Raw genomic sequence first — 26,249 nt, 5'->3', positions numbered from 1 at the left:
TAGCGAATCTGGTAGCCGTAGGGACTTGTGAGTTGGGTTTCCGCCGGCTTTGAAGCAATGGGGTTTTTATGATTGCGATCGTGCGCATTGCGCTAAAGAGTCCTTATACCTTCGTCGTACTGGCCATCTTTATTCTTATCGTCGGACCGCTGTCCGCGCTTCGTACCCCTACGGATATCTTTCCAAGTATCGATATCCCCGTTGTTAGCGTGGTGTGGCAATACACGGGTCTTTCACCCGACCAGATGGAAGGGCGCATCATGGCGCCGTTCCAGCGCGTGTTGACCACCACGGTCAACAGCGTCGAACACATCGAAGGCACCTCGCTTAACGGCTATGGCGTCGTCAAGATCTTCTTCCAGCCGGGCACCAATATCGGCACGGCGAATGCGCAGGTCACAGCGATTTCACAGGAAATCCTGAAACAGCTGCCACCGGGCGAGACGCCGCCATTTATTCTCAATTACAACGCCTCGACGGTGCCTGTCATCCAGCTCGCGCTTTCTGGAAAGGGCCTCTCCGAGCAGAATCTGGCCGATCTGGGCCTGAATCTGCTACGCCCAATGTTGACGTCGGTAGCCGGGGCCGCGATCCCTTTCCCATTCGGTGGCAAAACCCGCCAGGTTCAGCTCAACGTTAAACCGTCTGCACTCGAGTCTCGCGGACTGTCTGCCGAGGACGTCGAGAACGCGTTAGCGTCACAGAATCTGATCACGCCTGTTGGTACCGAAAAGATCGGCAACTATGAGTACACGGTGCAACTGAATGACGCACCGTCGACGATCGCCGCGATTGCCAATATGCCCGTCAAATCAGCCAACGGCACCACCGTCTATCTGCGCGATGTCGCCGATGTGATCGACGGTGCTCCGCCGCAACCGAACATTGTTCACGTGGAGGGCAAGCGTTCGGTGCTGCTCACCGTGTTCAAGAATGGTTCGGCATCGACCCTGTCCATCATCGCCGGGATCAGGCAGAAGGCGATCGACGCCAAAGCCTCGCTGCCAGATAACCTTCGGATCGATCCGATTGGTGACCAGTCTTTGTTCGTTCGCTCAGCCATTTCAGGCGTCGCCCGTGAGGGTGTAATCGCCGCGCTGCTGACGAGCGTGATGATCCTGCTGTTTCTTGGCAGTTGGCGCTCAACCGTCATCATCGCGACGTCCATTCCGCTCGCGATTCTGGGGTCGATTTCAATCCTCTCTGCCCTGGGAGAGACGCTGAACATCATGACCCTCGGGGGGCTCGCGCTGGCGGTGGGGATTCTCGTCGACGACGCGACAGTGACCATAGAGAACATCAACTGGCACCTGGAGCAAGGCAAGGAAGTCGAACCCGCCATTCTCGACGGTGCCGCACAGATCGTCACACCGGCATTTGTCTCGCTGCTTTGTATCTGTATCGTGTTTGTGCCGATGTTCTTCCTGGGCGGCGTGGCGGGATTCCTGTTCGTGCCGATGGCCGAAGCGGTGATCTTCGCGATGATCTCATCGTTCATCCTGTCACGGACCCTCGTGCCCACGATGGCCAAGTACCTGCTGAAGCCCCACGCTCAGGAACAGCACGGGGACCAGGGACAGGAACACGAGCACGCACGTCCCGTTTCTACGAACCCACTGGTGCGGTTTCAACGCAGCTTCGAGCGCGGTTTCGAGCGCATCCGCTCGAACTACAGCGGGATACTCGAGCTACTGTTGAATCATCGGCGAGTTTTTGTCATCGGGTTCTTCGGATTCGTCGTCCTGTCGTTCGCACTAGTGCCGTTTCTCGGGCGCAACTTCTTCCCCGATGTCGACGCCGGCCAGATTCTGCTGCACGTCCGTGCGCCGATCGGTACGCGTATCGAGAGAACGGCTGAAGTCTTCGCGGACGTGGAAGGCGGCGTGCGGGCGACGATTCCGCGATCCGAGTTGGGGACCGTGGTCGACAACATGGGACTTTCGACCAGCTCCATCAATACCGCCTACAACAACACCGGAACGATTGGTCCGCAAGACGGCGATATCCAGATCTCGCTGAACGAAAACCATCACCCCACAGCGGATTACGTTCGCAAGTTACGCGAGCAGTTGCCGCGCGAGTTTCCCGGCGTCACGTTCTCGTTCCCGCCTGCGGACATCGTGGGACAGATCCTGAACTTCGGCTCGCCTGCACCGATTGACCTGCAGATTCGTGGCAGGAGTTTGCCGGCCGACTTTGCCTACGCCAACCTGATGTTGCGTCAGATCCGGCATGTTCCCGGCGTGGTCGACGCCCGCATCGAGCAATCGCAAGAGAGTCCGCAATTCAATGTCGACGTCGACCGTATCCATGCGGAGCTTCAGGGAATCACCGAACGCGATGTCACCAATAGCCTGGTCGTACACCTGGCGGGATCCGGTCAGATCGCCCCGACCTACTGGCTCAATCCGGCCAATGGCGTTGAATATCCAATTGTGGTGCAGACGCCGCAATACGGTCTCGATACGCTGCCGGCCCTGAAGAATCTGCCCCTGAGCGGGGGCACCACGGAAAACAGCGGACAGATCCTCTCGGGCGTGGCCAGTATCCATCGCACCGTCAGCAACGAAGTCGTCAGCGACTACGACGTTCAACCGATGGTCGAGATCTTCGCCACGACCCAGGGGCGCGATCTGGGTGGCGTTTCCGCTGACATCCGTCAGATCGTGGCCGTGAACGCCCACAGTTTGCCGAAGGGCGCGAGGGTTGTCCTGCGCGGCCAGGTGCAGACCATGAACAACGCCTTCAGCGGTCTGCTCTTTGGCCTGCTCGGCGCAGTGGTGCTGATTTATCTGCTGATCGTCATCAACTTCCAGTCGTGGACTGATCCGCTGGTGATCGTCTCTGCTTTGCCTGGCGCGCTGGCCGGCATCGTGTGGATGCTGTTCGCGACACACACCACGCTGTCGGTTCCCGCGTTGACCGGCGCCATCATGTGCATGGGCGTTGCAACAGCCAATTCCATTCTCGTGGTGAGCTTTTGCCGCGAACGTCTGGCCGAACACGGCGACGCGTTCAAGGCAGCACTGGAAGCCGGTTCGAGCCGTTTCCGCCCCGTTCTGATGACGGCTCTCTCGATGATTATCGGCATGTCGCCGATGGCACTCGCACTCGGCGAAGGCGGCGAACAGAACGCGCCACTAGGCCGTGCGGTGATTGGCGGCCTGATGTTCGCCACGACCGCCACGCTGTTCCTCGTGCCGGCCGTCTTTTGCATATTCCATTCGCACCGGGGTCCCCCTGCGACCGCCGCGATTTCCGGAGATTCGAATCATGTCGTTTGAACCCACACCACGTGAGGCGGTGCCGCAACGCCAGCTTTCGTTTGCAGGAATTGTCGGTGGTGTGCTCGCCATCATCATTGTTGTGGTCGGCATCACACTGCGCGTCAAAGATGCGCATCAGCTCAAAGACTGGACTGAAACGCAGGCCGTACCGTCGGTGAATGTGGTTGTGCCAGCCAAAGAGGCACCTGGCGGTGCGCTGGACCTGCCTGGTCGGCTGGAGGCCTTCGAGAGCGCGCCGATCTATGCGCGGGTCGACGGCTACCTGAAATCGTGGCGTGTCGATATCGGCAGTCAGGTGAAGGCAGGCGAAGAATTGGCCGTGATCGATACGCCAGAACTCGACCAGCAGTTGAATCAGGCCAAGGCCGACCTGGCAAGCGCGAAAGCCGATGCCTCTCTGGCCAAGACGACCGCGGATCGCTGGCAGGGACTGCTGGACTCCGATTCCGTGTCGCGTCAGGAAGTCGATGACCGTACACAGGACTATGTGGCGAAGCAGGCCCGCGTGGTGGCGGCCCAAGCGAACCTCGACAGGCTCGTCGCGACCAAGGTATTCGCCAGGATCGTCGCGCCGTTCGACGGCATGATCACCGCACGCGACACCGACGTCGGCGCATTGATCCATGCCGGCGGCGGCACCGGGCCGCAGCTCTTCTCGGTAGCGAGCGTGGACAAGCTGCGTCTGTACGTGCATGTGCCGCAGGAAGACGCACCGATTATCAAACCTGGCGGGACCGCCACCTTCACCGTCCCGGAGTATGCCGGCAAGAGCTTTACGGCCACGGTTATTGGTCTGGCTGACTCCGTGAACGCAGCATCAGGAACGACGCTCGTCCAGTTGATGGTCGACAACTCCGGTCACCTGCTGCTCCCCGGCGGCTTCGTGAATCTCCACTTCACGCTGCCGGCACGCGACGGCGCATTGCGCGTGCCGGCCAGCGCGCTGATCTTCGACAACAAGGGGCTACGACTTGCGACCGTCGATAGCAACAGCGCGGTCCACTTCAAGTCCGTTGCGATCATGCAGGACCTGGGCAGCGCGGTAGATATCGGCTCGGGACTAGCCGACAGTGACCGTGTGATCGACACGCCGCCCGATGGACTGGTCGAAGGTGACCATGTTGAAGTGATCAGCCCGGGGGCCAAGGCCGCACATCATGGCTAAGTATCGGACATTGCCCTCACTCGTGAGTGTTATGGCGCTTACCGGGTGCTCACTCGCGCCGCACTACGAGGTTCCGGACGTACCTGTCGCGGCACAGTATCAGTCTCAGGGACCGTGGATCACGGCCAGCCCGGCTGATCAGCTTGACCGCACGGGATGGTGGAAACTCTATCAGGAGCCCGGACTCGATGACCTCGAGCAACGCCTGATAGCGAATAACCCCGACCTGAGCGCCGCGTATTTCCACTATGTGCAAGCCGAGGCATATATCAAGCAGGTCAGCTCGCAACTGTATCCGCAGGTATCCGCGGCAGGCAATATCCAGCGTGACCGTGAGTCAGACACGCGGCCGTTGCGCCCCGCCGGTGCGCCAAGCGACTACACCTCAGCCACGTTAGGCGTCGAAGTCGACTACGAAGTCGACCTCTGGGGACGCGTACGCGATTCCGTTGCTGCAAGCAAGTACGAGGGGCTGGCTTCACAGGCGGACTTGGCGTCGACGCAGTTGAGCCTCGAAATCCAGCTGGCACGAAGCTACATCGATCTGCGCGGCCTTGATCAGCAGATCAAGCTCATCGAGGGTACCGACGAGGACTATCAGAAGGCACTCGACCTGACCCGCAGGCGGCATGGCGGTGGAATTGTGTCAGGGTTAGATGTGGCGCGTGCAACCAACCAGTTGTCGGCGGCCGAATCCGAGCTTACGCAGGTTCAGGCCAGGCGGGCCGTACTGGAACACGCGATTGCTGTGCTGGTTGCATCGTCGCCGTCGGACTTCAAAATTGAGCCGAGTACCCAGCCCATCCCATTGCCCGCTATCCCGGTTGGCGTGCCATCGGTGCTGCTGCAAAGACGGCCGGACGTTGCCGCAGCCGAGCGGCGCGTAGCCGAAGCGAACAAACGGATTGGTGTCGCACGTTCCGCATACTTCCCGACACTGACGCTGAGTGCGGCGGGTGGCGTACAAAGCTCGGTGTTGGGAGATCTGCTCAGCGCCCCGAGTTCCTTCTGGACGCTCGGGCCAACGCTTGCGGTGTACCTCTTTGACGGCGGTAGACGGGCGGCACAGGTGGAGTCCGCGAAGGCGGCAATGTCCGAGGCGGGAGCCCACTATCGTAGCGTGGTGTTGGCGTCATTCAGGCAGGTGGAAGACGACCTCTCGTTGCTCACCGATCTGGGCACCGCAACGGATCAGCAGCAAGCGGCCGCAACCGCAGCTGACACCTCCGTCAACCTGTCGCTCGCGCTCTATCGGCGCGGTGCAGTCAGCTATCTGGACGTGGTCGAATCACAATCCGCCGCGCTTGAATCGGAACGCAGCGTGATCGAACTTCGAACTCAGCAGCTAGACGCGAATGTAGACCTCATCCGCGCGCTCGGCGGCGGCTGGACCAAGGATGACCTGGCTTCGGATTATCAACAACCCGAAACCGTCGCGGGCAACGTGAAGTGAAACGTTGCGCCGCCCTGCCCGGCGGGGAGATCGGTGACCCACAAGCGCCCGCCATGCGACTCCACGATCGAGCGGCTGATGCGAAGTCCCATGCCGATGCCGTCACTTCCGCAAAGCACCGCCGAGATGCTCGGCAAGGAACGCGTCCATCGCTTCATAGAACTCGAACTGGTTCTCTTCGTTTTGAAACCCGTGTCCTTCATTCTCCTTGAGCATGTATTTGACATCGACACCGCGCGCCCGCAAAGCGTCGACGATCTGATCGCTCTCGGCCTGTTTGACTCTCGGATCGTTGGCGCCTTGCGCAACGAAGAGCGGTGTCACGATCCGGTCCACGAAGAACAGCGGCGACGCATCGTGCAGTGTCTGCTTGCCTTCCTCGGTCTGCGGATTGCCGATCATCTCGTACATCATGTCGAGCAACGGCTTCCAGTACGGAGGCATGGATTCGAGCAAAGTAAAGAGGTTCGATACGCCGACATAGTCAACCGCAGCCGCATATCGGTCCGGCGTGAATGCGACGCCCGCCAGGGTCGCGTAGCCTCCATAACTTGCCCCGTAGATTCCGACGCGCGCGGGGTCGACGACCCCTTGCGACACGAGCCAGTCGATACCGTCGTCGATATCATTCTGCATCGCGCGGCCCCATTGCCCGAAACTGGCTTCCCAGAAAGCCCTTCCGTATCCCGTCGAGCCACGGAAATTGAGTTGCAGTACCGCATACCCGCGGTTTGCAAGCAGTTGCGCTTCGGCATTGAAGCCCCACATGTCTCTCGCCCAAGGACCACCGTGCGGATTGACGATCAACGGCAACGGTTCGGCGAATTTTTGCTTGAGATCGAAGCCCGCAGGCAACGTCAGATATCCGTTGATTTGCAAACCGTCGCGTGCCGTGAAGCGAACCGGCAACATCGGCACCAGATCAGCCGGATCGAGCCAGGGCATCATGTCCGCGAGCCTCGCAAGTTGTCGGCGCTCGATGTCGTAAATCCAGACCGAGCCGGCCGACCGATCGCTCTCGGCACGCACGATCGCACGCGACTCATCGCGTGTAAAGCTCGTAAGGGTCACCTCCTGATCCGCAAACTGGCGCTCAAGATCGGCCCTGATGCCCTGAGCACGACTGTCGAAGTAATGGCGATGAAGCCGATCGTCAACGTATGACGCAAGCGTCAGCACACGTCGATGTTTCGAATACGCGAGTCCGCTCACGTCGACATGCGCGGTCTCGAACAGTAACGCGCCCTCCTCGCCCGTCGCGGGATCGAATTCGAAGATTGCGGTTTTGTCTCGACCTCGATTCGACAAAACGTACAGCCGTTTGTCATCGAAGGTAAAGAACAACGGCGAGACCGTCTCACGGAAGTCCGTTGTCAGAACCGCCCGGAAAGGGTCGGTCTCGGCGTCCCGGTAGAGCAGCGTGCGGTTGACGCCATCCGACGCAACCGCGACACGCAGCCGCCCTTCGTGATCCGTCATCCATTCCATGACATTGCCTGGATTCTCGGCGATCGGCGCCAGTTCGCCGGTTAGGACGTCAACGCGGAACACGTCGAAGACTTGCGGGTCGCGACGATTCATCTGGATCAACACGTGGCGGTCGTCGTCCCTGAGGTCGTCGACAATGCTGGCCTTGACGCCGTCGTACGGCGTCAGATCGCGCGGCTCGCTACCATCGATCGGAACCGAAAGCACGTGGAAGTTCTCATCGCCTCCAAAATCCTTGACGAACAGAATCTGATCGTTGCCCTTCCAGGCGTGGCCGGGCACGTCGCGTTCTGTCTCGTTGGTCAAGGGGCGCGGCTCGCCTACGGGAGCGCCATCGGCGTCGATCCCCTGCACGAAAACGTTCTCGCGGCCAGAGTGCCGCGCGAGAAACGAAAGGTGCCGACCATCCGGAGCGATTGTGAACGAATGCTTGTCCGGCCTGCGGAAGAAGTCTCGCACTGCATACTGTTTGACGACACCACCGCTACTCTTATCCGTTTGTTGACGATTCGCGACCATGCGTGCCTCCATGAAAGCTGCATTTGAACATGAGCGGCGCTTTCGTGCGTGCCGATACTCAAGAATACTAAAGCAATTGTCAGTCGAGGCTATGCAGGCTGGAATCGCCGATCGGCGCAATTCGAATGGCGGCTCAGTCACGTGGTTGTCATCCAACGTTGTTTGAATCCTGACACCAATAAGGGGCGACCAAGCCGCTCCATTTTTTATTTAATTCAGGGGAAAAGCAATGAAGAATGCGTTGGCCGTTTTGTCCGCTGCCGTCCTGCTGTGCGCTTCTGGCGCACACGCCCAGACTTCGCGTACCAGTTGGGTAGTGACGCAAATCTACGATTACAACCATCCCTTTGCGGCCACCGACAGCACCGACCTGGCCACCAAGATGGCAACCATGGCGGGTGACGCTTTCGATTTCTATCGCGGCACCGACCATATTTTCTACCTGGACATGCTGACGTTGCCCGCATCGAGCTATACCACGACGCAGACTGGCTATACCTGGATCGGCGGCGACGCCCACATCGGCAATTTCGGCGCCTGGCAGGACAGCAGCGGCAACAATGTGTTCTCCGTCGATGACTTCGATGAGGGCTATCTCGGCCAGTACGTTTGGGATCTGCGCCGCCTGGCTACCAGCATGGTCCTCGCGGGTCGCGCCAACGGAATTGCCGATAGCGACATCACCACCGCCATCAAGACCATGGTGGGTGCCTATGTCAGCGAGATGAACACTTTCATGGGTAGCAACGCCGAACTCAGTTTTCAGCTCAAGAATGGCAATACGTCCGGTGTTGTGCAGACGACGATCAGCGACTCCAGCGGCGATAGTCGTTCCAGTCTGCTGAGCAAGTACACACAGGTAACGAGCGGTGTGCGCAGCTTCCAGACCATTGCCAACACGTTGATCCCGGTAGACAGCACGACGTACAACAACATTGCCGCAGCGATGAGCAGCTACATCAGCAGCATCGCTTCATCCAAGCAGTACGCCGCCAGTTACTACCAGGTGAAGGATATCCACCAGAAACTAGGCTCCGGCGTCGGTAGTCTGGGCAAGCTGCGCTACTACATCCTGATCGAAGGGCCGTCCACGTCCACTTCGGATGACGTGATTCTCGAGATCAAGCAGGAAACCACCAGCGCCGTGGCCGAAGCGAGCAGCAATGGGCAGACGTTGTCGTCCGCGGACAACAGCGACGACGGCACCCGCGTAGCCCTGACCAACAAGGCTCAGACGCTCAATGCCGACGTGCTGGCTGGTTACGCCACGATCAACGGCATGACCTTCTACTTCCATGAGAAGTCGCCGTATGAGGAAGATTTCGACTACACGCAATTGACCAGCGCAGGCAAGCTTAATACGGCTGCCACCTATCTTGGCCAAGCGTTGGCATCGGCCCACGCTATCTCCGACCAGGACTACAACAGTGCAATCGTCTCGTATAGCATCGACAAGCAGGTAAGCAATGCTGTCACAAGCACGAGCGGACTAGAGTCGGAAATCTCGACGTTCGCCTTCAACTATGCGGCCCAGGTCAATCTTGACTGGCAGTCCTTTGTCGGCGCTTATAACTCCGGAACGCCCCTCTATTAAGACGCTATCAGCGAAATTATGATCATGTAGCCGGCTACGTTGCCGTCGCTCGCGCCGGATCCCGTCTTTTCGAGGAACTCCTGCGCGAGGCGAATATTTTCGTGCTCGTTCATCGTATTTTCCTGATTGTGTCTTTGTGCGAGGGGATGGAAGCGGCGTGCCGATGCGTCAGACCTGCGCGCGTCCACCGTCGACAAACAGTTCAGCCGACCAGAACGTCTTTCAGATAGACACTGTGTGAAAGACCCGCCATTTCCTTCGTCAGATGCAGCTTCCCGGTCCTTGTTGTCGCAACCCAAGAGTGCCAACAGCATCGGGCGGATGAAAGCGCTGCTTACGGCCAAAGTTGGTTCCGATGTTGCTTCTTGATGCTTCGCCGTCTGCACCAGAAACGGGAGCAAAGTCGGAATGGTTGCGTGGCGTCTCCCTCACACCATCGGGTCCTGGTGAAAAGAAACAGCGGCTATGTCGATGGCAACCAGTAACGGTTCGTCAATCTTATGGCCATCAGCATCATAAGCGTACACGCGCCGAGTCGTCGGCACCATGATGCCGTCGAAGTCCTGATAGTTCGACGCATAGTTCGCGCCGGTAGCGCCGCCCATGATGTCCACGGTGTAATCATGGCGCCGCAACAAGCCGTCCGGGCCGAAGTATGAAACCTGCTCGCGTGAATGCGTCTCGATGGATTCTGGAAACGTCACCTTCAACCGGCGCCACTGCTCACCGTCTTCTTGCCACGGCGACAACTCCTCTGTGACGACGCCCGGGTAGGTATAGAGAAACGGCGTGCTCAAATACGTCCACAGCGCATAACTGCAGAAGTACGCCGCATGAAGATCGTCCCAAGGTGTCTGCACACTGTGTCCGGCGAAGGAGGAGCGTGGGTCGTTACGGCTCTCAAGCACGCTTCCGTCCGACGATCCGATGGCCATGCGACCTGGAGTAAATGAAGAATGTCGGTCAGGCGCTGTGAACGGCCGCATTTCGACACGTTGGGCTTGCGTATCCATTGCAACGACAACGTGTCTGAAAATATCCGGCTTCTGCTTGACATGCCATATACCGCCCGTAATCGACATTTCGGCTTCGAGCGCTCTGTACGCGTTCCAGTTCTTAAGACCTCCATGAGCCTCAATAGCCAGATTCAAAAGATCATTCATCGTAAGGTATCCTATGTTGTAGAGGTTGAAGCGCCGGTATCCGATCAGTATTCGAACCACTGCTTGAGCGCCTCGGTCTTTTCCTTGGTGTAGGGTGGAGAAAGATGGTCAGGCAGGAAATCGGTCGCCGAACATCGGCAGGCCGCTCGCCGACTCGGCCGTGGTGGCTTCGTCCTGAAGGACGTCCCAGTGCTCGGCGAGCTTGCCATCTTCAAAGCGGACGACGTCGGCTGCAATCCACGCTGCAGGCCTGCCGAGTCCCGAGAATCGACCATGTGCGATGACGTGATCTCCCTCGGCCAGGATCAGCTGGTTCTCATAGCGCAACGTGTCAGGCAGCGTGCGGATCAGGTCGAACAGGCCGTCGCGTCCCGGCGCAATGTGGGCGCTATGTTGAATGTAGCGGTCCGACCAGAAGCGTGCAGCAGCAACGTAGTCGCGCTTGTTGAACAGGGTGTCGAAGGCTTCCAGCACGAGCGCCTTGTTCTGTTCAGGGGTTGTCTTCGTCATGTTGAGGCCCTCTTTAGATTCCATTGATGACGCAATCGAGCGTCAAATCGCTGTTGTGTCCCTGCTGCCTGAAGCTTCAGGCAAAGCAGGCTATACTCAAGACAATGGTGAATGACATTGTCGATGGAACGGATTGTCGGCGCACGTCCCGGCAATGTCAATGGTGATCAACATTGTATTTTTCGATGGACTAATTAGGCCGCGGTCGGCCGAAGAGAGGGGAAATGGGTGTTTCCAGGCAGCAGGCGGCAGAAAACCGGAACGCGATTGTGGCAGCCGCCGAGAAGCTGTTTCGCGAGCGCGGCGTCGATGGGGTCGGACTGGCTGAGTTGATGAAGGCGGCGGGTTTCACGCAGGGCGGTTTCTACAACCACTTCGCATCAAAAGACGCGCTCGTCGCCGCAGTGCTGGAAAAGGCGATGGAAGACGGTGGAAACGTTTTTGCCTCCATAGTCGAAGGCGCCAGGTCAGCTAATGCCGACCCAGTTAAACAACGCATTCAGTGGTACCTGTCCCCCGAGCATCGCGGGAATATCAATGAGGGTTGCCCCTTGTCGGGTTTTGTGGGGGACGCTCGCCGATTCGACGACGTGGCGCGGGGCACTTACGTGGATGGTCTCGCGACGAACCTCGAACATTTCGCCAAGGTCATCGAAGAAACGGACGGGGTCAGCGAAGGTAGTCGCAGGAAGGCGATCACTCTGTTCAGTCAAATGATCGGTACGCTGCTGCTCTCGCGTGCCGTTGCAGACGTTGACCCGGCGCTCGCCGATGAAATTCTTGATGAGGGCCGCCAGCATCTTCTTACCGCCGTGGACAGGCAACCCGAAATTCAATCACGGGGACACTCACGTCGACGGTAGCTCAATGTTCTTGTTGAGTTCGGGGGCGCGGGATCGAGGCTCCCGATAAGGTACACGGGGCGGATGTTCGGATTCGCGATGCTTGCGGCCACTGGTTGATGAGGTAGGTGGTCAGCGGCAGCCAGTCGCTGGACGGTATCTGGTAAGTCGTATAGGCGCGGCACAGCCACGGACCGATACCAGGGCCTGCGGACGCGTTACGCGGTTGCGGACAGTTGTAGGTGTGCACGAAGATCGGTATGCCCTTCGACTGGCTGTTGGGGTCATCGCGCCTGGCGATCATCGCTTCAAAGCATTTCGTGATCATGTCGAGGAATGCCGTCCACGCACCCGGCCGGACATACTTGGACATCGATGTGCCAACAGGCACGTTCGCCGGGGTTTGTAGCAGGCGCAGCGCGGCTTTGGCCGGGTCAGGGGTATCGGCGGGCGTCAGGATCGTGTCGAAGAGGTCGTTGCCGACAGGAGAATCGCGTCCCACTTGTAGGCGAGCGGCCCACCGGCGACCGAAAGGTCTCCAATGTCGGGGTCCAGACCGGCAAATATCCGCAACACTATGGGGCGGCAGCGCGCGAGGCCCCTCGAGGTGCTACGCATTTGAGATGCGCCGCGCCGGGCGCTGTGGAGCGGGTTGATGCTGTGGCGACGCCGGCCGACGCCAATCGAAAAAGACCGCCGATGCCTAGGCCAGCGCGTTTTGCCGATACCGAGTAAGTCTTGCACCGTGCAACACACCCGGCGCCCCTGAACCCACCAGACGTAGGCCAGGAGTGCGTTCCTCAGGCCGTTACGCCGTCAGGTTGCGAGAGCGAGCGGGGTCTCGTTGATTGGCATAGCACCGGGCCTCGACCACTCGGGCAAGGTCTTGCTTGAGCAGGTAGACAGAGACCACCAGCAAAACGAGATCCTTCAAGAGGAAGCCCGAAACTATTGTCATCGCTGGAAACCCTCCAGCGGCAGCATCCCACGCGCCAGGAGCAAATGGCATGATCGTGAAGGTAGCCAGGAACGTCAAGGTAGAACCGAAAGCACCCAGCGCTCCCAATCTCTTATTCCAGAATCCCAAGAGCAGTAACGAGCCATAAGTCCATTCTGACGCTCCTAAAAAAATGCTTGTACCTTTAATGCCTAACAACGGAAGCACCCAAAAGATAAGCGGCCCGTGCTTGATTAAAGGAATCAGGTCTATGATTTCGGTCTGAAACCATTTGTCGTACCCGAACCAGGCGAAGATAATCACCATCGAGGCGCGGAGCAGATGGTAGTCGAAGTCTCGTTTCAGAAGACCTGAACGACCCAGTATATCGACGAAGTAATTCATGATTTCCTCCATGTCGGAGCTGTGAGCACTTCGGCGCCGGTGACGACCTCAAGTGCGGGGATTTCGATGTGAAACATTTTGCACTCCTTTCATTAGTTACCTTTCGCTAGTGAGTTCATTGTATGTGTCAGAATTGATACTTGCGATGCTTAATTTGCTCAATGGCATGCTTAAACGTATCAAACCACAGGTGCAATACTCGACCAAATCGATTGATTGAGCCGCCTCCTTAACCGCCCAGCCGGATCGCAGATAGGACCTGCCCGGCCGCGAGCAGCAGCAACGCCGGGTCTGCTGCTTCGGCAACAACGGCAAGTTGATACCAGCGCGGCGACGCTCTTTTGTGCGGGGTCGACGAAATGGGTCCATTGCCCACTGAACATGGACACGTAGCCTCTGTGAATCGGCTCCGCGATGGAAACGTATCCTCAATGGACCAGCTGACTTTCAACTTGGCTTTTACATATCGGGTTCACAACAATCATATTTATGATAAATTTAGTAATTCTGAATATATTCGAGCCATTCGTCGCGCATCGACCGGTTCGAGCGAACGCGGTCTGGTAGCCGCCTATACTCTCTGCCTACGAGCAAACAAAACCTGAACTGCCTTAGCTGCCGTACCCAGCGGGGTGTCCTCTCCCCCCGGACTTTCTACATACTTCTCAGCACGCTACTCGGCATTGAAGGGGTGGAAACGGGCCGCGCGAAGTCCGCCGAGCTGCCATCGCGCAAGCTTGCCATTGTTCGCGGCAATCTCGGTTCAACATCTTTCCCTGGCGTACCGGCAATGACCATATCGTCTGCGCGTATCGCGTCGGTTATCCATTTTCGGGCGAACTGGATCCACGTCCTGATCTTTGCATCGAGATATTGCCGGGAAGCGTAGACCGCGTAGACATTGAACTCCTGCAGGTGATAGTCGGGCAACACCCTGACCAGCGATCCCGTTTGCAGAGCGGAATGGATGGCGAGCGTTGGAAGAGTTCCGATGCCCATGCCTTCGTGCAATGCCACCGCCATCGCGTCGGACATATTTACCTTGAACCGGCTGGCGGGGAGCTGGAATTCGCGCTCTCCGTCCTGACCCATGAGCAGCCATCGGTTTGACGCAAACGCGGGCAGCGCCAGTTGCAGACACGAGTGGCTGGCAAGATCTTCCACGGTGCGAGGCATCCCATGGACCTCCAGATAGCGCGGCGCGGCGCACAGGACCGTGCGGATAGACCCCAGATGAAGCGACACGAAGTTCGAATCCGGCAGCGCATCGGGCGACAACCGGATTGCCACGTCGTAGCCTTCTTCCAGGAGGTCCGGCACGTGCTGCGACAGCGTCAGGTCAACGGTGACTCCCGGATAGCGCGCTTGATAGGCGGCAATCGCAGGTATGACGTAGTTCTGGCCGACACTCGACATCGCATGAATCCTGAGTGTCCCTGCCGGAATGGCGTGGGCGTCCGAAGCCTCCGCCTCGGCTGCAGCGACGGATGCCAGAATCTCGCGGCAACGCTCTAAGTACCGCTGGCCAGCTTCGGTCAGTGCGACTCGACGCGTCGTGCGGTTCAGGAGCCGGGTGCGCAGATGGCCTTCGAGTTCGGTCACCACGCGCGATATCACAGGCAGCGTCGCTGACAGCTGATGTGCCGCTTTCGTAAAGCTGCCCGTGTCCGCCACTGCGACAAAGGCTTTCATGTTTCTGATGGTATCCATACTCGGCGTCCGCCTGCAAAGAGGGATGGTTTCGGCGATGAAGCAAGGCAACTAGTCGGTAGCGGTGCCGGATGCCAGCGCGTCCTTGCGCTGCCAGCCGCCGCCAAGCGCCTTGATAAGCGAGACGTCGGCGGTCATCCGGCGCGTCGTGATGTCGACCTGCGTCAGCCGCGCGGTAAGTTCGATGTTCTGCGCCTCGATGACGTTGTAGTAGTTGGCCAGCCCTCCGGAATAGAGATGCGTCGCCTGTGCTGTCGAATCGGCGGCGGCGGTCACGGCGGCCTGCTGGCTGGTGGCCTCGCGAGCGAGGAGGCGCAGCGACGCGAGACTATCCTCGACCTCGCCGTACGCATCGAGCACAGTCTGGCGGTATTGCGCCGCCTCCTCCTCATAGGAGGCACGGGCGCGGTCATTGAGCGCGCGACGCTTGCCGCCGTCGAGGAGGTTCACGACGGCGGAAGGGCCCAGTGACCACGCTTCTGCAGGCGCCGTGAAGAGGTGGTTTGGCATGGCGGCCTCGACACCGAGAAGCGCGTTCAGATTGAAGGCCGGGTAATAGGCGGCCTTGGCGACGCCGATGTCCGCATTGGCGGCCGCGACCCGGCGTTCCGCCGCCGCGACATCGGGACGCCGCTCGAGCAGAGCGGCCGGCAGTACCGGCGCGATGTCAGGCGGCGTTGCATCGAGCTTGTTTTCAGGCAACGCGAAGCCCGCCGGCGGCTGTCCCGTGAGGATCGCGATGGCGTGTTCGAGGTTCGTGCGCTTCAGCCGGATTTCGGTGGCCTGCGTCGTGGCGCTTTCGAATTGCGCCTCTGCAGCGGAGACGTCCGGCTTTGCCGCGTACCCGATGTTGAACCTTGCCTGCGTAAGCTCCAGCGCTTTGCGATAGTTTTCGACCGTCCGGTCGAGCACGTCCTGTTCGGCATCGTCGCCGCGCAGGATCAAGTAGTCGCTGGCGAGCTCGGCATGGAGGCTCAGATCCACCGTTGCGAGATCGGCGGCGCTGGCCTGTTCCCGGTCCACGCCGGCCTTGGCCTGGTTGCGCACGCGGCCCCAGACGTCGATTTCGTAATCGAAGTCGAGTCCGAGGCTGTAGTTCTTGAAGGATCGGTTCGGCAACGGATTCGCCACCTCGCGCGACAGGCCCTCGCGCGATGCGGACCCGCTCGCGTCGAGCGTGGGGTAATAGTCGGCCCGCGCCGTCCTTGCGTCGGCGCGTGCTTCGTCGTACTGGGCGACGGCAACCTTCAGGTTCTGGTTCGCGGCGCTCACCTGGTCTTCCAGACGGTCGAGCGCCGGGTCCTGAAAGATCCGCCACCATTGACCGCGTGGCGCCGAATCCTTTGGCGCCGCAAGCGTCCAGCCCGCGGACTCCTTGAAGTCGATCGGCGTCGCCACGGGTGGCGGCACGTACGTCGGCGCGAAATCACAGGCGCAGAGCAGGCACGCGACGAGCGGTACGCTGAATTTCAGAAGTCGCTTCATGAACGGCCTCCTGGCGCCGGATTGCGATCGATCTGCTCCCGCACGCGCTCGCCGTCAGCGAGTGAAGCAGGAGGGTTGAGAATGATCTTCTCGCCTGGCGCCACCCCGGTCGTGACTTCGACTGTCGGACCGAAATCGCGGCCTAGCGTGACCGTATGCAGCGTGACGAGGCCACTGCTACTTGCGAGGCTTGCCACGCGCACCCCTTCGGCGCGAAACAGCAGCGCGTTGGCCGGAATGTTCACGCCGCGCTGCGCGACCGGCACCTTGAAGTGGACCTCGGTATAGCCGCCTGGAAACAGCTCACCGCCCGCGTTGTCGGCTTCGAGCTCGACGAGCAGGGTCCGCGCTCCCGGATTGATTGCGTCGGCGGAGCGCGTGAAGTTCGCCGGGAAAGTCCGTCCCGGATATTCCGGGAACTGCAGCGTAGCCGTGACGCCGGGCTTCACGAGCGCCGCGTAACTCTGCGGCACCTGGACATAGACCCTGAGCTTGCTGGTGTCGGCAACGCGGAACAGCTCTGGCCCGCTGCCGCTGCCGGCATTGATGAGGTTGCCGACGTCGGTTTCGCGCGCCGTGACGACGCCGTCATAGGGCGCCACGACCCGCTCGAACCCGACCAGTTGAGTCAGACGCTCGACGTTCGCCTCAGCGGCGGCCACGAGCGCGGCCTTGGCCGTGGCATCGCTGGTAGCCTGATCATCCTGCTCGGCTGAGACCGATTGCGTCGGCAGCAACGCGTGGACGCGTTTCGCCGTTTGCTGCGCAATGAGGTTGTTCGCGTTTGCTGTTGTCAGGTCAGCCTTGGCCTGGCGGAGCTGCTGGTCGACTTCGGGCGAGTCGATCTCGGCCAGGAGCGTCCCGGCCTTCACGCGCGTACCGATGTCGGTGTACCAGCGCTTCAGGTAGCCGCTAGTGCGCGCGTAGATCGGCGTCTCGGATTCGGCCTGCACCGTGCCGGGCAGCACGAGCGCTTCGTCGGCGGGGCCGGCGGCGGCCGTGATCACGGAGACGGTCGGCAGCGCCTCGTCGTCGGTTACCTTGACGAGCGCCGCCTCGGCACTGTTACGCGACCAGATGCCCCAGGCGATCGTGCCGATCACGAGGAACGCGCCGCACAGCGGCAGCAGCTTGCGCCCCTGCAGTTGATTTTCACTCATGTTCAAACTCCCTATCCAATACTCGTTGTTGCGTGGAGCCAGGTGCCCTCGCCTTCTTCTCACCGCCGTGGATCAGGCTGAACACAGCGGGCACGAGAAACAGCGTGGCAACGGTGGCGAAAGCAAGGCCGCCGATGACAGCGCGGCCAAGCGGCGCGTTCTGTTCGCCGCCGTCGCCGAGGCCCAGTGCCATCGGCACCATGCCGATGACCATCGCGAGTGCCGTCATCAGCACGGGGCGAAAGCGGGCGAAGCCGGCGTCCGTCGCTGCCCTCGACGCGTCGCCGCCCACCTCAAGCAGACGATCGCGGGCGAAGCTCACCACCAGGATGCTGTTTGCGGTCGCGACGCCGACGCTCATGATTGCGCCGGTGAGCGCCGGCACGGAGAGCGGCGTGCGGGTCAGGAACAACATCCAGACGATGCCTGCCAGCGCGGCGGGCAGCGCCGTGATGATGATGAAGGCGTCGGTCCAGGACTGGAAATTGATGACGATCAGCAGATAGACGAGCAGGATCGCGAAAGCGAGACCGCCGTAGAGGCCCGTGAAGGACGTCTTCATCGTCTGTACCTGGCCGCGCACCACGATGGACGAGCCGCGCGGCAGATTCGTTTTCGCCGCTTCGACGATCTTGTTGACGTCGGTTGCAACACCACCGAGATCGCGGTCCTGCACGGCCGCGTAGATGTCGATCGTCGGCTTCACGTTGTAGTGCGAGACCACAGCCGGTCCCACGCTGCGCGTGATCGTGCTCACTGCCCCCAGGATATTCGGCTGGCCGCCAGCGGCCGTGAGCGGCACGTTGCGAAGCGTGTCCAGGGAATCGAGCTGCGGCTGCGGCGTCTGGGTGACGATCGGATACGAGACGCCGTTTTTCGGATCGAGCCAGAACGTCGGGTTGGTCTGGAAGCTGCCCGTCAGCGTGAACAGCAGGTCGTTGGCCACCTCGCGCTGGGACAGGCCCACATCCTGCGCGCGGCTGCGGTCGACCTTGACGTCGAACTCCGGATAGTCGAGGTCCTGCTGGATGCGCACATCGGCAATGCCCGACACGTGCCGCACCTGCGCCAGCAGTTGCTGCGCGAACGCGTTGTTGGCCTCAACGTTGAATCCGCTGACCTGGATATCGATAGGCGCCGGGGCACCGAAGTTCAGGATCTGGCTGACGATGTCGGCCGGCAGGAAAGCGAAGCTCACGCCCGGATACGCCTGCGGCAACGATGCCCGCAACTGACGCACATAGTCCGCGGTCGGACGATGCTTCTCTTTCAGCGTGATAAGAATGTCGGCATCGGCGGCGGTAGTCGGCGCGGAGTTGCTGTAGGAGAGGTTGAGGGCGCTCACCGGCAGGCCGATATTGTCGACGACACTAGATATTTCGGATCCCGGAATGGTTTTTCGAACGGTCGCCTCGACCTCATCAGTGAGTCGCGCGGTTTCCTCGACCCGCAGGCCGGCATGGCCGCGCAGGTGCAGCTTGATCTGACCGCTGTCGACCGACGGAAAGAAGTTGTTGCCGAGCCACGGAACGAGCGCAAGTGATGCCAGCATGCAGCCGAGAAACACTGGGATGAAGACGCGGCGCCGTGCAATCATGCGCGCCAGGAGCTGGTGGTAGCGCAACCGCAGTGCCTCGAAGCCACGCTGGAAGGCATCCTGCAGTCTGACGAACGCATTGCGCGAGCCGTGCTCCGCGTCGTGCCTCTCGTGCATCCGCAGCCAGTACTTCGCGAGGGTGGGGATCAGCGTGCGGGAGAGCACATAGGACGCGAGCATGGCGAAGACGATCGCCTCCGCCAGCGGCACGAAGAGATAGCGCGCGACGCCGGGCAGGAAGAACATCGGGGCAAAAACTATGCATATGCACAGTGTAGCGACCAACGCCGGCACGGCGATTTCCTGAGCGCCTGACAGGATGGCAGTCTCGACTTCAGCGCCACGCTCGAGATGGGCATTGATGCTTTCGATGGCGACCGTGGCATCGTCGACCAGAATCCCGACGGCGAGCGCCAGCCCCCCCAGCGTCATGATGTTGATCGTCTCGCCGAGAAGCGACAGCCCGATCAGCGAGCACAGCACCGACAGCGGGATCGAAATGGTGATGATGAGCGTCGAGCGCCAGCTTCCGAGGAACAGTAGGATCATGAGCGCGGTCAACGCCGCGGCTATCACTCCTTCACGGACCACGCCGCTGATGGCCGACTTGACGAATACCGATTGATCGCCGATCGGCTGGATGTCGAGCGCGGACGGTGACGCGTTTCGCACGGATGGCAGCAACGCCTTGATCTGGCCGATGATATCGAGGGTCGACGCGGTGCCTGTCTTCTGGATCGTCATTAGCGACGCGTGCTGGCCGTCGACGCGGACGATGTTGGTCTGCGGGGCCGCCCCGTCGCGCACATGCGCCACGTCGTGGACGTAGACGAGCGTACCGTTGACCGTTTTGATCGGCAGGTCGTTGAGGTCCCGAACAGCAACCGGGCTACCGTTCAGTTTGATGTTGTACTCGAATTCGCCTACCTTCTCGGTGCCGGCCGGAATGATCAGGTTCTGCGCGTTGATCGCGTTGACGACGTCATCGGCCGAAACGCCGCGCGCCTGCAGCAGCCGCTGGTCGAGATCGACCTGCACCTGGCGTGTACGTCCCCCGTACGGATACGGAATGGATGCGCCCGCAACGCCAACGAGCTGAGTCCTGACGAAATTGTTGGCGAGGTCGAAAAGACCCTGCTCCGGAATCGTCTTACTGGAAAGCGCCAGCTGGATGATGGGGACGCTGGAGGCGTTATAGGAGACGATAAGCGGCGGCGTGATGCCAGGCGGCAACTGCTTGAGCCACGTTTGTGCACCCGCCGTCAACTGACTCACCGGCAGATCGATGTTCGTGCCGGGACGAAAAAAGTACTTAATAACCGCAACACCCGAGAGCGACTGCGATTCGATATGCTCGATATTATTAACCGTGATGAGCGTGAACCGCTCGAAGTTGCCGGTGATTCGGTTGCCCATCTCGTTCGGTGGCAGGCCGCTATAGTTCCAGATGACGCTGACGACCGGAATGTTGATATTGGGAAAGATATCCGTCGGCGTACGGAGCACGGTGAGCGGCCCGATTATGCCGAGCAGCAGCGCGAGGACGATAAAGGTATAGGGTCTTCTGAGTGCGATCCTGACGATCCACATAGTGACAGTCCAATTGGGTGCAGATGCACTTGATTACAGGTTTCGTTGCTGACGGACGACCTGACGGTCGAACCGTCGAACGCACTCAGCTTCGTTGCGTCGCCCTCTACATCAATCCGCGTACGGCACGTCTAGCGTCGTGTCGTTGATACGATTGAAGGTATTGGTAAACACCGTCAGTGCGATCGCGAGCGCAATTTCAACCAGTTGCTCATGGCTGTAACCGGCCGCCCTGACTGCCGCCAACTGCTCAACAGTGATCGTGCCGCTGCTCTGCTGAATGAGCCGCACAAACTGCACTAGCGCATCACGCTTTGCGTCCCCCGTGGGATTGCATGCGCGGATTTGCTTGATCGATTCTGGCGAAAGGCCCACCATTTTCCCCAGCATGACGTGCGCGCCAACGCAATAGTCGCAGCCGTTCAGTTCGCTGACGATAACCTTGATCGTTTCGGTATCCTTATCGCCAATCGTGCCTGCACCAAGAACCATTTCAGCATTCATATAGGCCTTGAGGACATCGGGGGACAGAGCCCCGACCGCGGCAAACAGATTCGGAACAACTCCACCCGTCAGTTTTTTGGTCACGGCATGGGCTTCGGCAACGGCACCAGTGGCGGATGCGACGTCGGGTACGGAGATACGGCTCATTTTGGATTACTTCCGTGCGTGGTTAGGAGTCGAAACTTTAAATTAAGGCATTACGTTCGCCGAGTCGTGAATGCATCAAAGGCGTGCTCGTAAGGATCAATCTCAGGCTGCAACCAGCATCCACCTCCCGACAATTCGCCTGCCGCAAAGGCGCACGCCCCCTTCGACGTCCAGCGGCGCGCGGCATTGGGGCAGACACTCAATGCAAGACAACGTTCAAGGGGACGAAATGGCGCATCGCCGCCAGGCGTGGAAAGACCAGGGCGATACGTGGCGGAGGGCGCACATAAGGTCCGTTCGACTTAGGCTCTCTTCGAAGAGACACGGCCCCGCTCGAGATCCTGCTTCAGTAAAAAAACTGATGCAGCGACCAGCACGACGTCCTTCATCAGGAACGGGACGTTGCCCCCACAGCCACCCCGAACCCGGACGCTCGCCGGGTGGTCCCACATTCACTCGCTCGCGCGATCGCGATCCCCAACTCCGCCTGACTCGTCATCCGATAAATGCGGTGCGCCACCCTTAAGCGCGTGCTGCCGCCAGTCGCCCGGCGTCATCCCCATCCGCTCAGTAAACACGCGCCGAAACGCAGACACCGACTGGTACCCGACGAGATCAGCAACTGCCTCGGTGGACGATGTAGATTTTCGCAGGGCGTTCGCAGCGGCGCTTATTCGGATATCGGTCAGCAGATCCATCACGGAGTGGCCAAGACTGGCCTGAAACTGCCGCATGAGCGTGGCGCGCGACATGCAGCATATTTCGGCCAGTTCGGGAAGCGTCCACGCTCGAGCTGGGTCGTTAAACATTGCAGCGGCCGCAGGCGCGAGCCTTGGATGAGCGGCGAGCGCCAGCATCCCGGTACGTGCCTGACCGGCCTCACCGGCCGCCCGCAGCGTCAACGCAAACAGCGCAGACGAAAGCGCGTTAAGGATCGCGCCGCCGCCCACTGCGTTGTCCATCGCCTCGGCGCGCATGAGCGCGACGAGCCGACTCAGACGTTCGGCCTGTGGCAGGCTCTGTGCAGCGGTGCCGATGTCTTCGGTGCGTACCACGAGTTCCGACGGAAGATAGCTGCGGATTAACCGGTCATGAGGCGGCGCGACGAAAAATCGCCCGCACAACATGTCCAGCGCCTCGCCAGTGCCACCATTTTCGCTAACAAGGAAACTGCCCGAAGCACGTTCCTTGGACGGAACCGGTGCCACGCCGCTACCGTCGTGCAACACATGCGCCGAACCGTGCGGCAGTAACACGATGTCGCCCGCCCGTAATTCATAGGTTGCACCATCATCCGAATTCTCGAGTATGGCCTTGCCGGCCAAGATGATGTGATACGGTATTTCCTGAGCTCCGGCCTGGGTGTATTTTTTTGCCCACGGTGCTCCCAACGCACACCGAGTTTGCAGTTTCCCGGTGACGGTCACGAGTTCCATGAACCGGGTGAGCCAGTCAGTCTGGTATTCCATGTCGGACATCCCCATTCATAGCCGCAATACGAGCGTTAAGCGCTCTTTCGCCGTTTTGGACTGAGTTAATAAGATTGTCCCGCAGCGCCACGATCGCCTTCTGCACTATAGCGAATTTGTCTGGCGCGAGGCCAGTCGCCTCAGAGAGATCCATAGTCAGGGCTTTTTCGCGCAGCCGTCGACCGTCTTTCGTGAGCTTGACCCGCACTTGACGCTCGTCTGCGGGATCGCGCTGCCTTTCCAGATAACCCATCAACTCGAGCTTCTTCAGGATCGGCGTAAGCGTGTTGGATTCGAGAAAAAGCTTCTCGCCCAGACCGCCGACGGTCTGGTTGCCTCCCTCCCAAAGCGCAACAATCGTGATGTATTGCGTGTAAGTGAGCCCAAGCACTTCTAGTATCGGCTTGTATCCCTTGCCGAACGCCAGGTTCGCGGAGTAAACCGCAAAACACAGGTAGTCGGCGAGCGTCGGATTTGTGGGTGCCGGTTGATCCTTGGATTTCATCTGTATCCTCTTTGGCCGGTGCCTGGCATCCGATGCTGTGCCCGACGTGCATGAAGAGCGACGATGCGCGACGGCCCGGCGACGGAGCGATGCACAATCACCGATGTGAAACGATGTCTGATGAGACGCGCGTGCCTTATCCGATCACACCGTGACGATATTCATGCTGATCTCGATGTTGCCGTGCACAGCCTTCGAATACGGGCAGTTCTGGTGGGTCAGCTGTGCGAGCTCCTCGACGACTTCCGTTGCCAGACCCGGCACGCGGACGGTGAACTCGGCTCCCAGGCAATACCCGCCACCGGCCGACCCAATGCTTACGTCGATGTCCACGGAATAGTCGGACGGTAGCGTGACCTTCTTCATCGCGGCCACCCTGCCGAAATTTGTGATGTAACAGCCCGCCCACGCGCCCGAAAACAGCTGCTCGGCTCTTGGGTGCAGGTCGGCGGCCAGGAACTCCATGCTTTCAACGCCCGGACCCGACAGCTTGAGGTCGAGGGCGCCGGGCTTGACATTGGGGTCACGATTGACCGTGGCGTGGGTGTCGCCTGAGGCGAGAACTTTTTCGATCTTTTCCATGATGAATTCCTTCGATGGGTGAATAGGAACCCAAACTTTAAATTGAGGCGTTACGCTCGACGAGTCGTGAATGGATCAAAGGCGCGCTCAAAAGGAGCAATCTCTGCCTGTAGCCGACATCCGTTTCCCGACGATCCGCGCTCGGCGGTTCGCGGCGTACTCGGTGTGGTTACCGATGTATCGGTTTTGCCGTAAGAGGACTAAAGCGATCCCGCTGCTTCAGCAAATGAACCGATGCGGCGATCAGCAGGAACGGGACGTAGCGCCACAGCCACCCCGGGCCTGAAGCCAATCCACGTCGGTCAGTAACTCAGGATAAACAGCCCGGTGTCGGTAATATAGACATAGCGCCGCCGCTTTTCGTTGTTATCGCTGAGACCTTCACAATGGCTGCGCGCGCCCAGCACCGCATCGTAGAAAAGTTTTGCTTTTTCCAGGTCGTTGGTGCCGATCACTAAATGACTGAACATTGCTTCCATCCTCTTTTAGTAACTCAACCACGACCCATCCGACGCTGTGGCCGGCGCATGAAGAGCGACGATGCACGACAGCCCAGCGACGGAGGGATGCACAGTCACCGACGTTAAAAGACGTAGGTGGCACGCGCGCCTTATCGAATCACACCGTGACGATGCGCGTGCTGACCTCGATGTTGTCTCGCACGGACTTCGAGTACGGGCAGATCTGATGAGTCAGGTGCGCGAGTTCCTCGACGACGTCCTGAGCCAGACCCGGCACACGAACGGTAAACTCGGCGCCGAGGAACCACGCGGCACCGGTCTGCCCAATGTTGACCGTGATGTCCACGGAGTAGTCGACCGGTAGCGTAACCTTCTTCATCGAGGCCACAATCCCAAACACGGTGGTGTAACAGGCCGACCAGGCGCCAGCAAACAACTTCTCTGCTGTCGGGTGCGGTTCGGTGGCGATGAACTCGACGTCTTCAACGCCGGGTGCTGTCAGCTTGAGGTCAAAGACGCCAAACTCGCCGCGCTGGAGCTTGGGGTCGCGATTGACCGTAGAGTGGGTGTTGCCTGAGGCGAGAACTTTTTCGATCTTTTCCACGATGAATTCCTTCGTTAATAAGGGTATTAAGCGTCTTTAAAGCGCATGCCATGTGCTCGCACGCGTTGCATGGGGCGGTAAATATCCCCGGTTATACATCGGATACGATGTCATCGCATGCGATATTAAATGGGCGTGACTAACAGGCTTGCGGTGTCCAGATTCTCCAAAAGCTATTTGGCGAAATCCGCATGGCTTATCCGATCACACCGTAATAACGTTCAGGCCGACCTCGATGTTGCCGCGCACAGCCTTCGAGTACGGGCAGAGTTGATGGGCCTGGTGCGCGAGTGACTCGACGACTTCCTTGGCCAGACCCGGCGCGCGGATGGTGAACTGGGCACCAAGGCAATGGCCTGCCCCAACCGACCCAATGCTCACCTGGATGTCCAAGGAGTAGTCGGACGGCAGCGTGACCTTCTTCATTGAGGCTGCAATCTCGAACGCGCTGATGTAACAGGCCGACCACGCGCCCGAAAACAGTTGCTCGGCTCTCGGGTGCAGTCCGGTGCCGATGAACTCGCGATCTTCATTGCTGGACGCTGACAGCTTGAGGTCAAGGGCGCCGTACTCACCGCGCGGGACGTTGGGGTCACGATTAACCGTGGCGTGACTGTTGCCTGACTGGAGGACTTGATCGATCTTCGTCATGAAGGGTTCCTTCGATGTGTGGATAGGAGCCGCAACTTTAAGTTGAGGCGTTACGTTCTCCCAGTCCCGAATGGATCAAAGGTGAGCGCAAAAGGATCAATCTCTGACAGGTGGCGTCAGTTCACGACGCTTTACCAAGGGGGACCGGTGCTGCGGGTTCGCAGGGGTCGGTCCACCCTTCTACCCAGCACCGCTCTACCCGTTTCGTCCAGCCCAGCGGAATTCGTTACGCGTAAAGGCTCCCCGGTGCAGAAGCGGGCACGCCGCTCATCTTCCTGTGCCATTTCCGTGGCGGGCACCGCCACCGGGATCCCTTTGTAACGGACGAGCTACCGCACATCAGGCTCGGCGTTCAAACACTGTGACGGGTCGAGCGCCCCCGGCGGACCCACAGTAGCAGTTGCCCCTTTGGTAAAGCGTG

Annotated in this window: 20 protein-coding genes and 2 pseudogenes; 5 read left to right on the top strand and 17 right to left on the bottom strand. The window is 59.8% G+C overall.

The annotated features are described in order from the left end of the window. The first annotated feature begins 68 nt into the window (after positions 1–68). Genes WCA85_RS28840 through WCA85_RS28830 form a run of 3 tightly spaced genes read left to right on the top strand, consistent with a single transcriptional unit; the run spans position 69 to position 5,905 of the window. A complete protein-coding gene (locus WCA85_RS28840) occupies positions 69–3,284 on the top strand; it encodes an efflux RND transporter permease subunit (protein ID WP_424068279.1) in 3,216 nt (1,071 codons plus the stop codon). Beyond that, a complete protein-coding gene (locus WCA85_RS28835; protein WP_424068278.1) occupies positions 3,274–4,452 on the top strand; it encodes an efflux RND transporter periplasmic adaptor subunit in 1,179 nt (392 codons plus the stop codon). Before WCA85_RS28840 ends, WCA85_RS28835 begins: the two co-directional genes overlap by 11 nt. Continuing rightward, complete coding sequence (locus WCA85_RS28830) at positions 4,445–5,905, top strand: efflux transporter outer membrane subunit (RefSeq protein ID WP_424068277.1); 1,461 nt, start codon at positions 4,445–4,447, stop codon at positions 5,903–5,905. Before WCA85_RS28835 ends, WCA85_RS28830 begins: the two co-directional genes overlap by 8 nt. Here the strand turns inward: WCA85_RS28830 and WCA85_RS28825 are convergent. Together WCA85_RS28825 and WCA85_RS28820 are read right to left on the bottom strand one after the other, a co-directional pair. Next, positions 5,869–6,012 (bottom strand): annotated as a pseudogene (locus WCA85_RS28825) (ATP-binding protein); the annotation flags it as partial. The gene WCA85_RS28830 and the pseudogene WCA85_RS28825 sit on opposite strands and share 37 nt — an antisense overlap. Beyond that, complete coding sequence (locus WCA85_RS28820) at positions 6,008–7,912, bottom strand: prolyl oligopeptidase family serine peptidase (RefSeq protein WP_424068276.1); 1,905 nt, start codon at positions 7,910–7,912, stop codon at positions 6,008–6,010. The pseudogene WCA85_RS28825 and the gene WCA85_RS28820, both read right to left, overlap by 5 nt. 229 nt (positions 7,913–8,141) lie before the next feature. On the opposite strand from WCA85_RS28820, the gene WCA85_RS28815 reads away from it, so the two are divergent. Further along, on the top strand, positions 8,142–9,506 hold the full coding sequence (locus WCA85_RS28815) for a DUF2252 domain-containing protein (protein WP_424068275.1): 1,365 nt from the start codon (positions 8,142–8,144) through the stop codon (positions 9,504–9,506). A 428-nt stretch (positions 9,507–9,934) separates the two neighbouring features. Here WCA85_RS28815 and WCA85_RS28810 read toward each other — a convergent pair whose 3' ends face one another. Further along, the gene (locus WCA85_RS28810) at positions 9,935–10,669 is read right to left on the bottom strand and encodes a hypothetical protein (protein ID WP_424068274.1); all 735 of its coding nucleotides are present in this window, start codon (positions 10,667–10,669) and stop codon (positions 9,935–9,937) included. A 108-nt stretch (positions 10,670–10,777) separates the two neighbouring features. Further along, entirely contained in the window at positions 10,778–11,179 is a 402-nt protein-coding gene (locus WCA85_RS28805; protein WP_424068273.1) for a nuclear transport factor 2 family protein, read from the bottom strand. A 224-nt stretch (positions 11,180–11,403) separates the two neighbouring features. Here WCA85_RS28805 and WCA85_RS28800 point away from each other — a divergent pair, with 224 nt between their 5' ends. Continuing rightward, positions 11,404–12,042, top strand: coding sequence for a TetR/AcrR family transcriptional regulator (locus tag WCA85_RS28800; RefSeq protein WP_424068272.1), 639 nt, complete (start codon positions 11,404–11,406; stop codon positions 12,040–12,042). 1 nt (position 12,043) lies between these two features. On the opposite strand, the gene WCA85_RS28795 is transcribed toward WCA85_RS28800, so the two are convergent. The 13 genes and pseudogenes from WCA85_RS28795 to WCA85_RS28735 form a co-directional block, all read right to left on the bottom strand. Continuing rightward, positions 12,044–12,523: a hypothetical protein gene (locus WCA85_RS28795; protein WP_424068271.1), complete on the bottom strand. Its 480-nt coding sequence runs from the start codon at positions 12,521–12,523 to the stop codon at positions 12,044–12,046. A gap of 306 nt (positions 12,524–12,829) precedes the next feature. Then, positions 12,830–13,363, bottom strand: a complete 534-nt coding sequence (locus WCA85_RS28790; protein WP_424068270.1) for a DUF417 family protein — start codon at positions 13,361–13,363, stop codon at positions 12,830–12,832. 654 nt (positions 13,364–14,017) lie between these two features. After that, positions 14,018–15,073 (bottom strand): LysR family transcriptional regulator, encoded by a 1,056-nt coding sequence (locus WCA85_RS28785; RefSeq protein WP_424068269.1) that lies wholly within the window; start codon positions 15,071–15,073, stop codon positions 14,018–14,020. 51 nt (positions 15,074–15,124) lie between these two features. Further along, a complete protein-coding gene (locus WCA85_RS28780; RefSeq protein ID WP_424068268.1) occupies positions 15,125–16,558 on the bottom strand; it encodes an efflux transporter outer membrane subunit in 1,434 nt (477 codons plus the stop codon). Next, on the bottom strand, positions 16,555–17,718 hold the full coding sequence (locus tag WCA85_RS28775; RefSeq protein WP_424068267.1) for an efflux RND transporter periplasmic adaptor subunit: 1,164 nt from the start codon (positions 17,716–17,718) through the stop codon (positions 16,555–16,557). Before WCA85_RS28775 ends, WCA85_RS28780 begins: the two co-directional genes overlap by 4 nt. Beyond that, positions 17,711–20,905, bottom strand: coding sequence for an efflux RND transporter permease subunit (locus tag WCA85_RS28770; RefSeq protein WP_424068266.1), 3,195 nt, complete (start codon positions 20,903–20,905; stop codon positions 17,711–17,713). The genes WCA85_RS28775 and WCA85_RS28770 overlap by 8 nt, the downstream gene beginning before the upstream one ends. A 111-nt stretch (positions 20,906–21,016) precedes the next feature. Continuing rightward, on the bottom strand, positions 21,017–21,556 hold the full coding sequence (locus WCA85_RS28765; RefSeq protein ID WP_424068265.1) for a carboxymuconolactone decarboxylase family protein: 540 nt from the start codon (positions 21,554–21,556) through the stop codon (positions 21,017–21,019). 452 nt (positions 21,557–22,008) lie between these two features. Then, a complete protein-coding gene (locus tag WCA85_RS28760; protein WP_424068264.1) occupies positions 22,009–23,025 on the bottom strand; it encodes a cupin domain-containing protein in 1,017 nt (338 codons plus the stop codon). A gap of 55 nt (positions 23,026–23,080) precedes the next feature. Then, positions 23,081–23,530: pseudogene (locus WCA85_RS28755) on the bottom strand (MarR family winged helix-turn-helix transcriptional regulator); the annotation flags it as partial. Positions 23,531–23,674: 144 nt separating this feature from the next. After that, the gene (locus WCA85_RS28750; protein ID WP_424068263.1) at positions 23,675–24,112 is read right to left on the bottom strand and encodes an OsmC family protein; all 438 of its coding nucleotides are present in this window, start codon (positions 24,110–24,112) and stop codon (positions 23,675–23,677) included. A 302-nt stretch (positions 24,113–24,414) separates the two neighbouring features. Next, positions 24,415–24,582 (bottom strand): VOC family protein, encoded by a 168-nt coding sequence (locus tag WCA85_RS28745; protein WP_424068262.1) that lies wholly within the window; start codon positions 24,580–24,582, stop codon positions 24,415–24,417. Between the two features lie 148 nt (positions 24,583–24,730). Then, the gene (locus WCA85_RS28740) at positions 24,731–25,177 is read right to left on the bottom strand and encodes an OsmC family protein (RefSeq protein WP_424068261.1); all 447 of its coding nucleotides are present in this window, start codon (positions 25,175–25,177) and stop codon (positions 24,731–24,733) included. A gap of 204 nt (positions 25,178–25,381) precedes the next feature. Then, on the bottom strand, positions 25,382–25,828 hold the full coding sequence (locus WCA85_RS28735; protein WP_424068260.1) for an Ohr family peroxiredoxin: 447 nt from the start codon (positions 25,826–25,828) through the stop codon (positions 25,382–25,384). Between the last annotated feature and the right edge of the window lie 421 nt (positions 25,829–26,249).

Source organism: Paraburkholderia sp., assembly GCF_049581445.1.
Lineage (GTDB): Bacteria > Pseudomonadota > Gammaproteobacteria > Burkholderiales > Burkholderiaceae > Paraburkholderia.
Note: the sequence above shows the minus strand (reverse complement) of the source record. Positions and strands in the feature narration are given on the sequence as shown.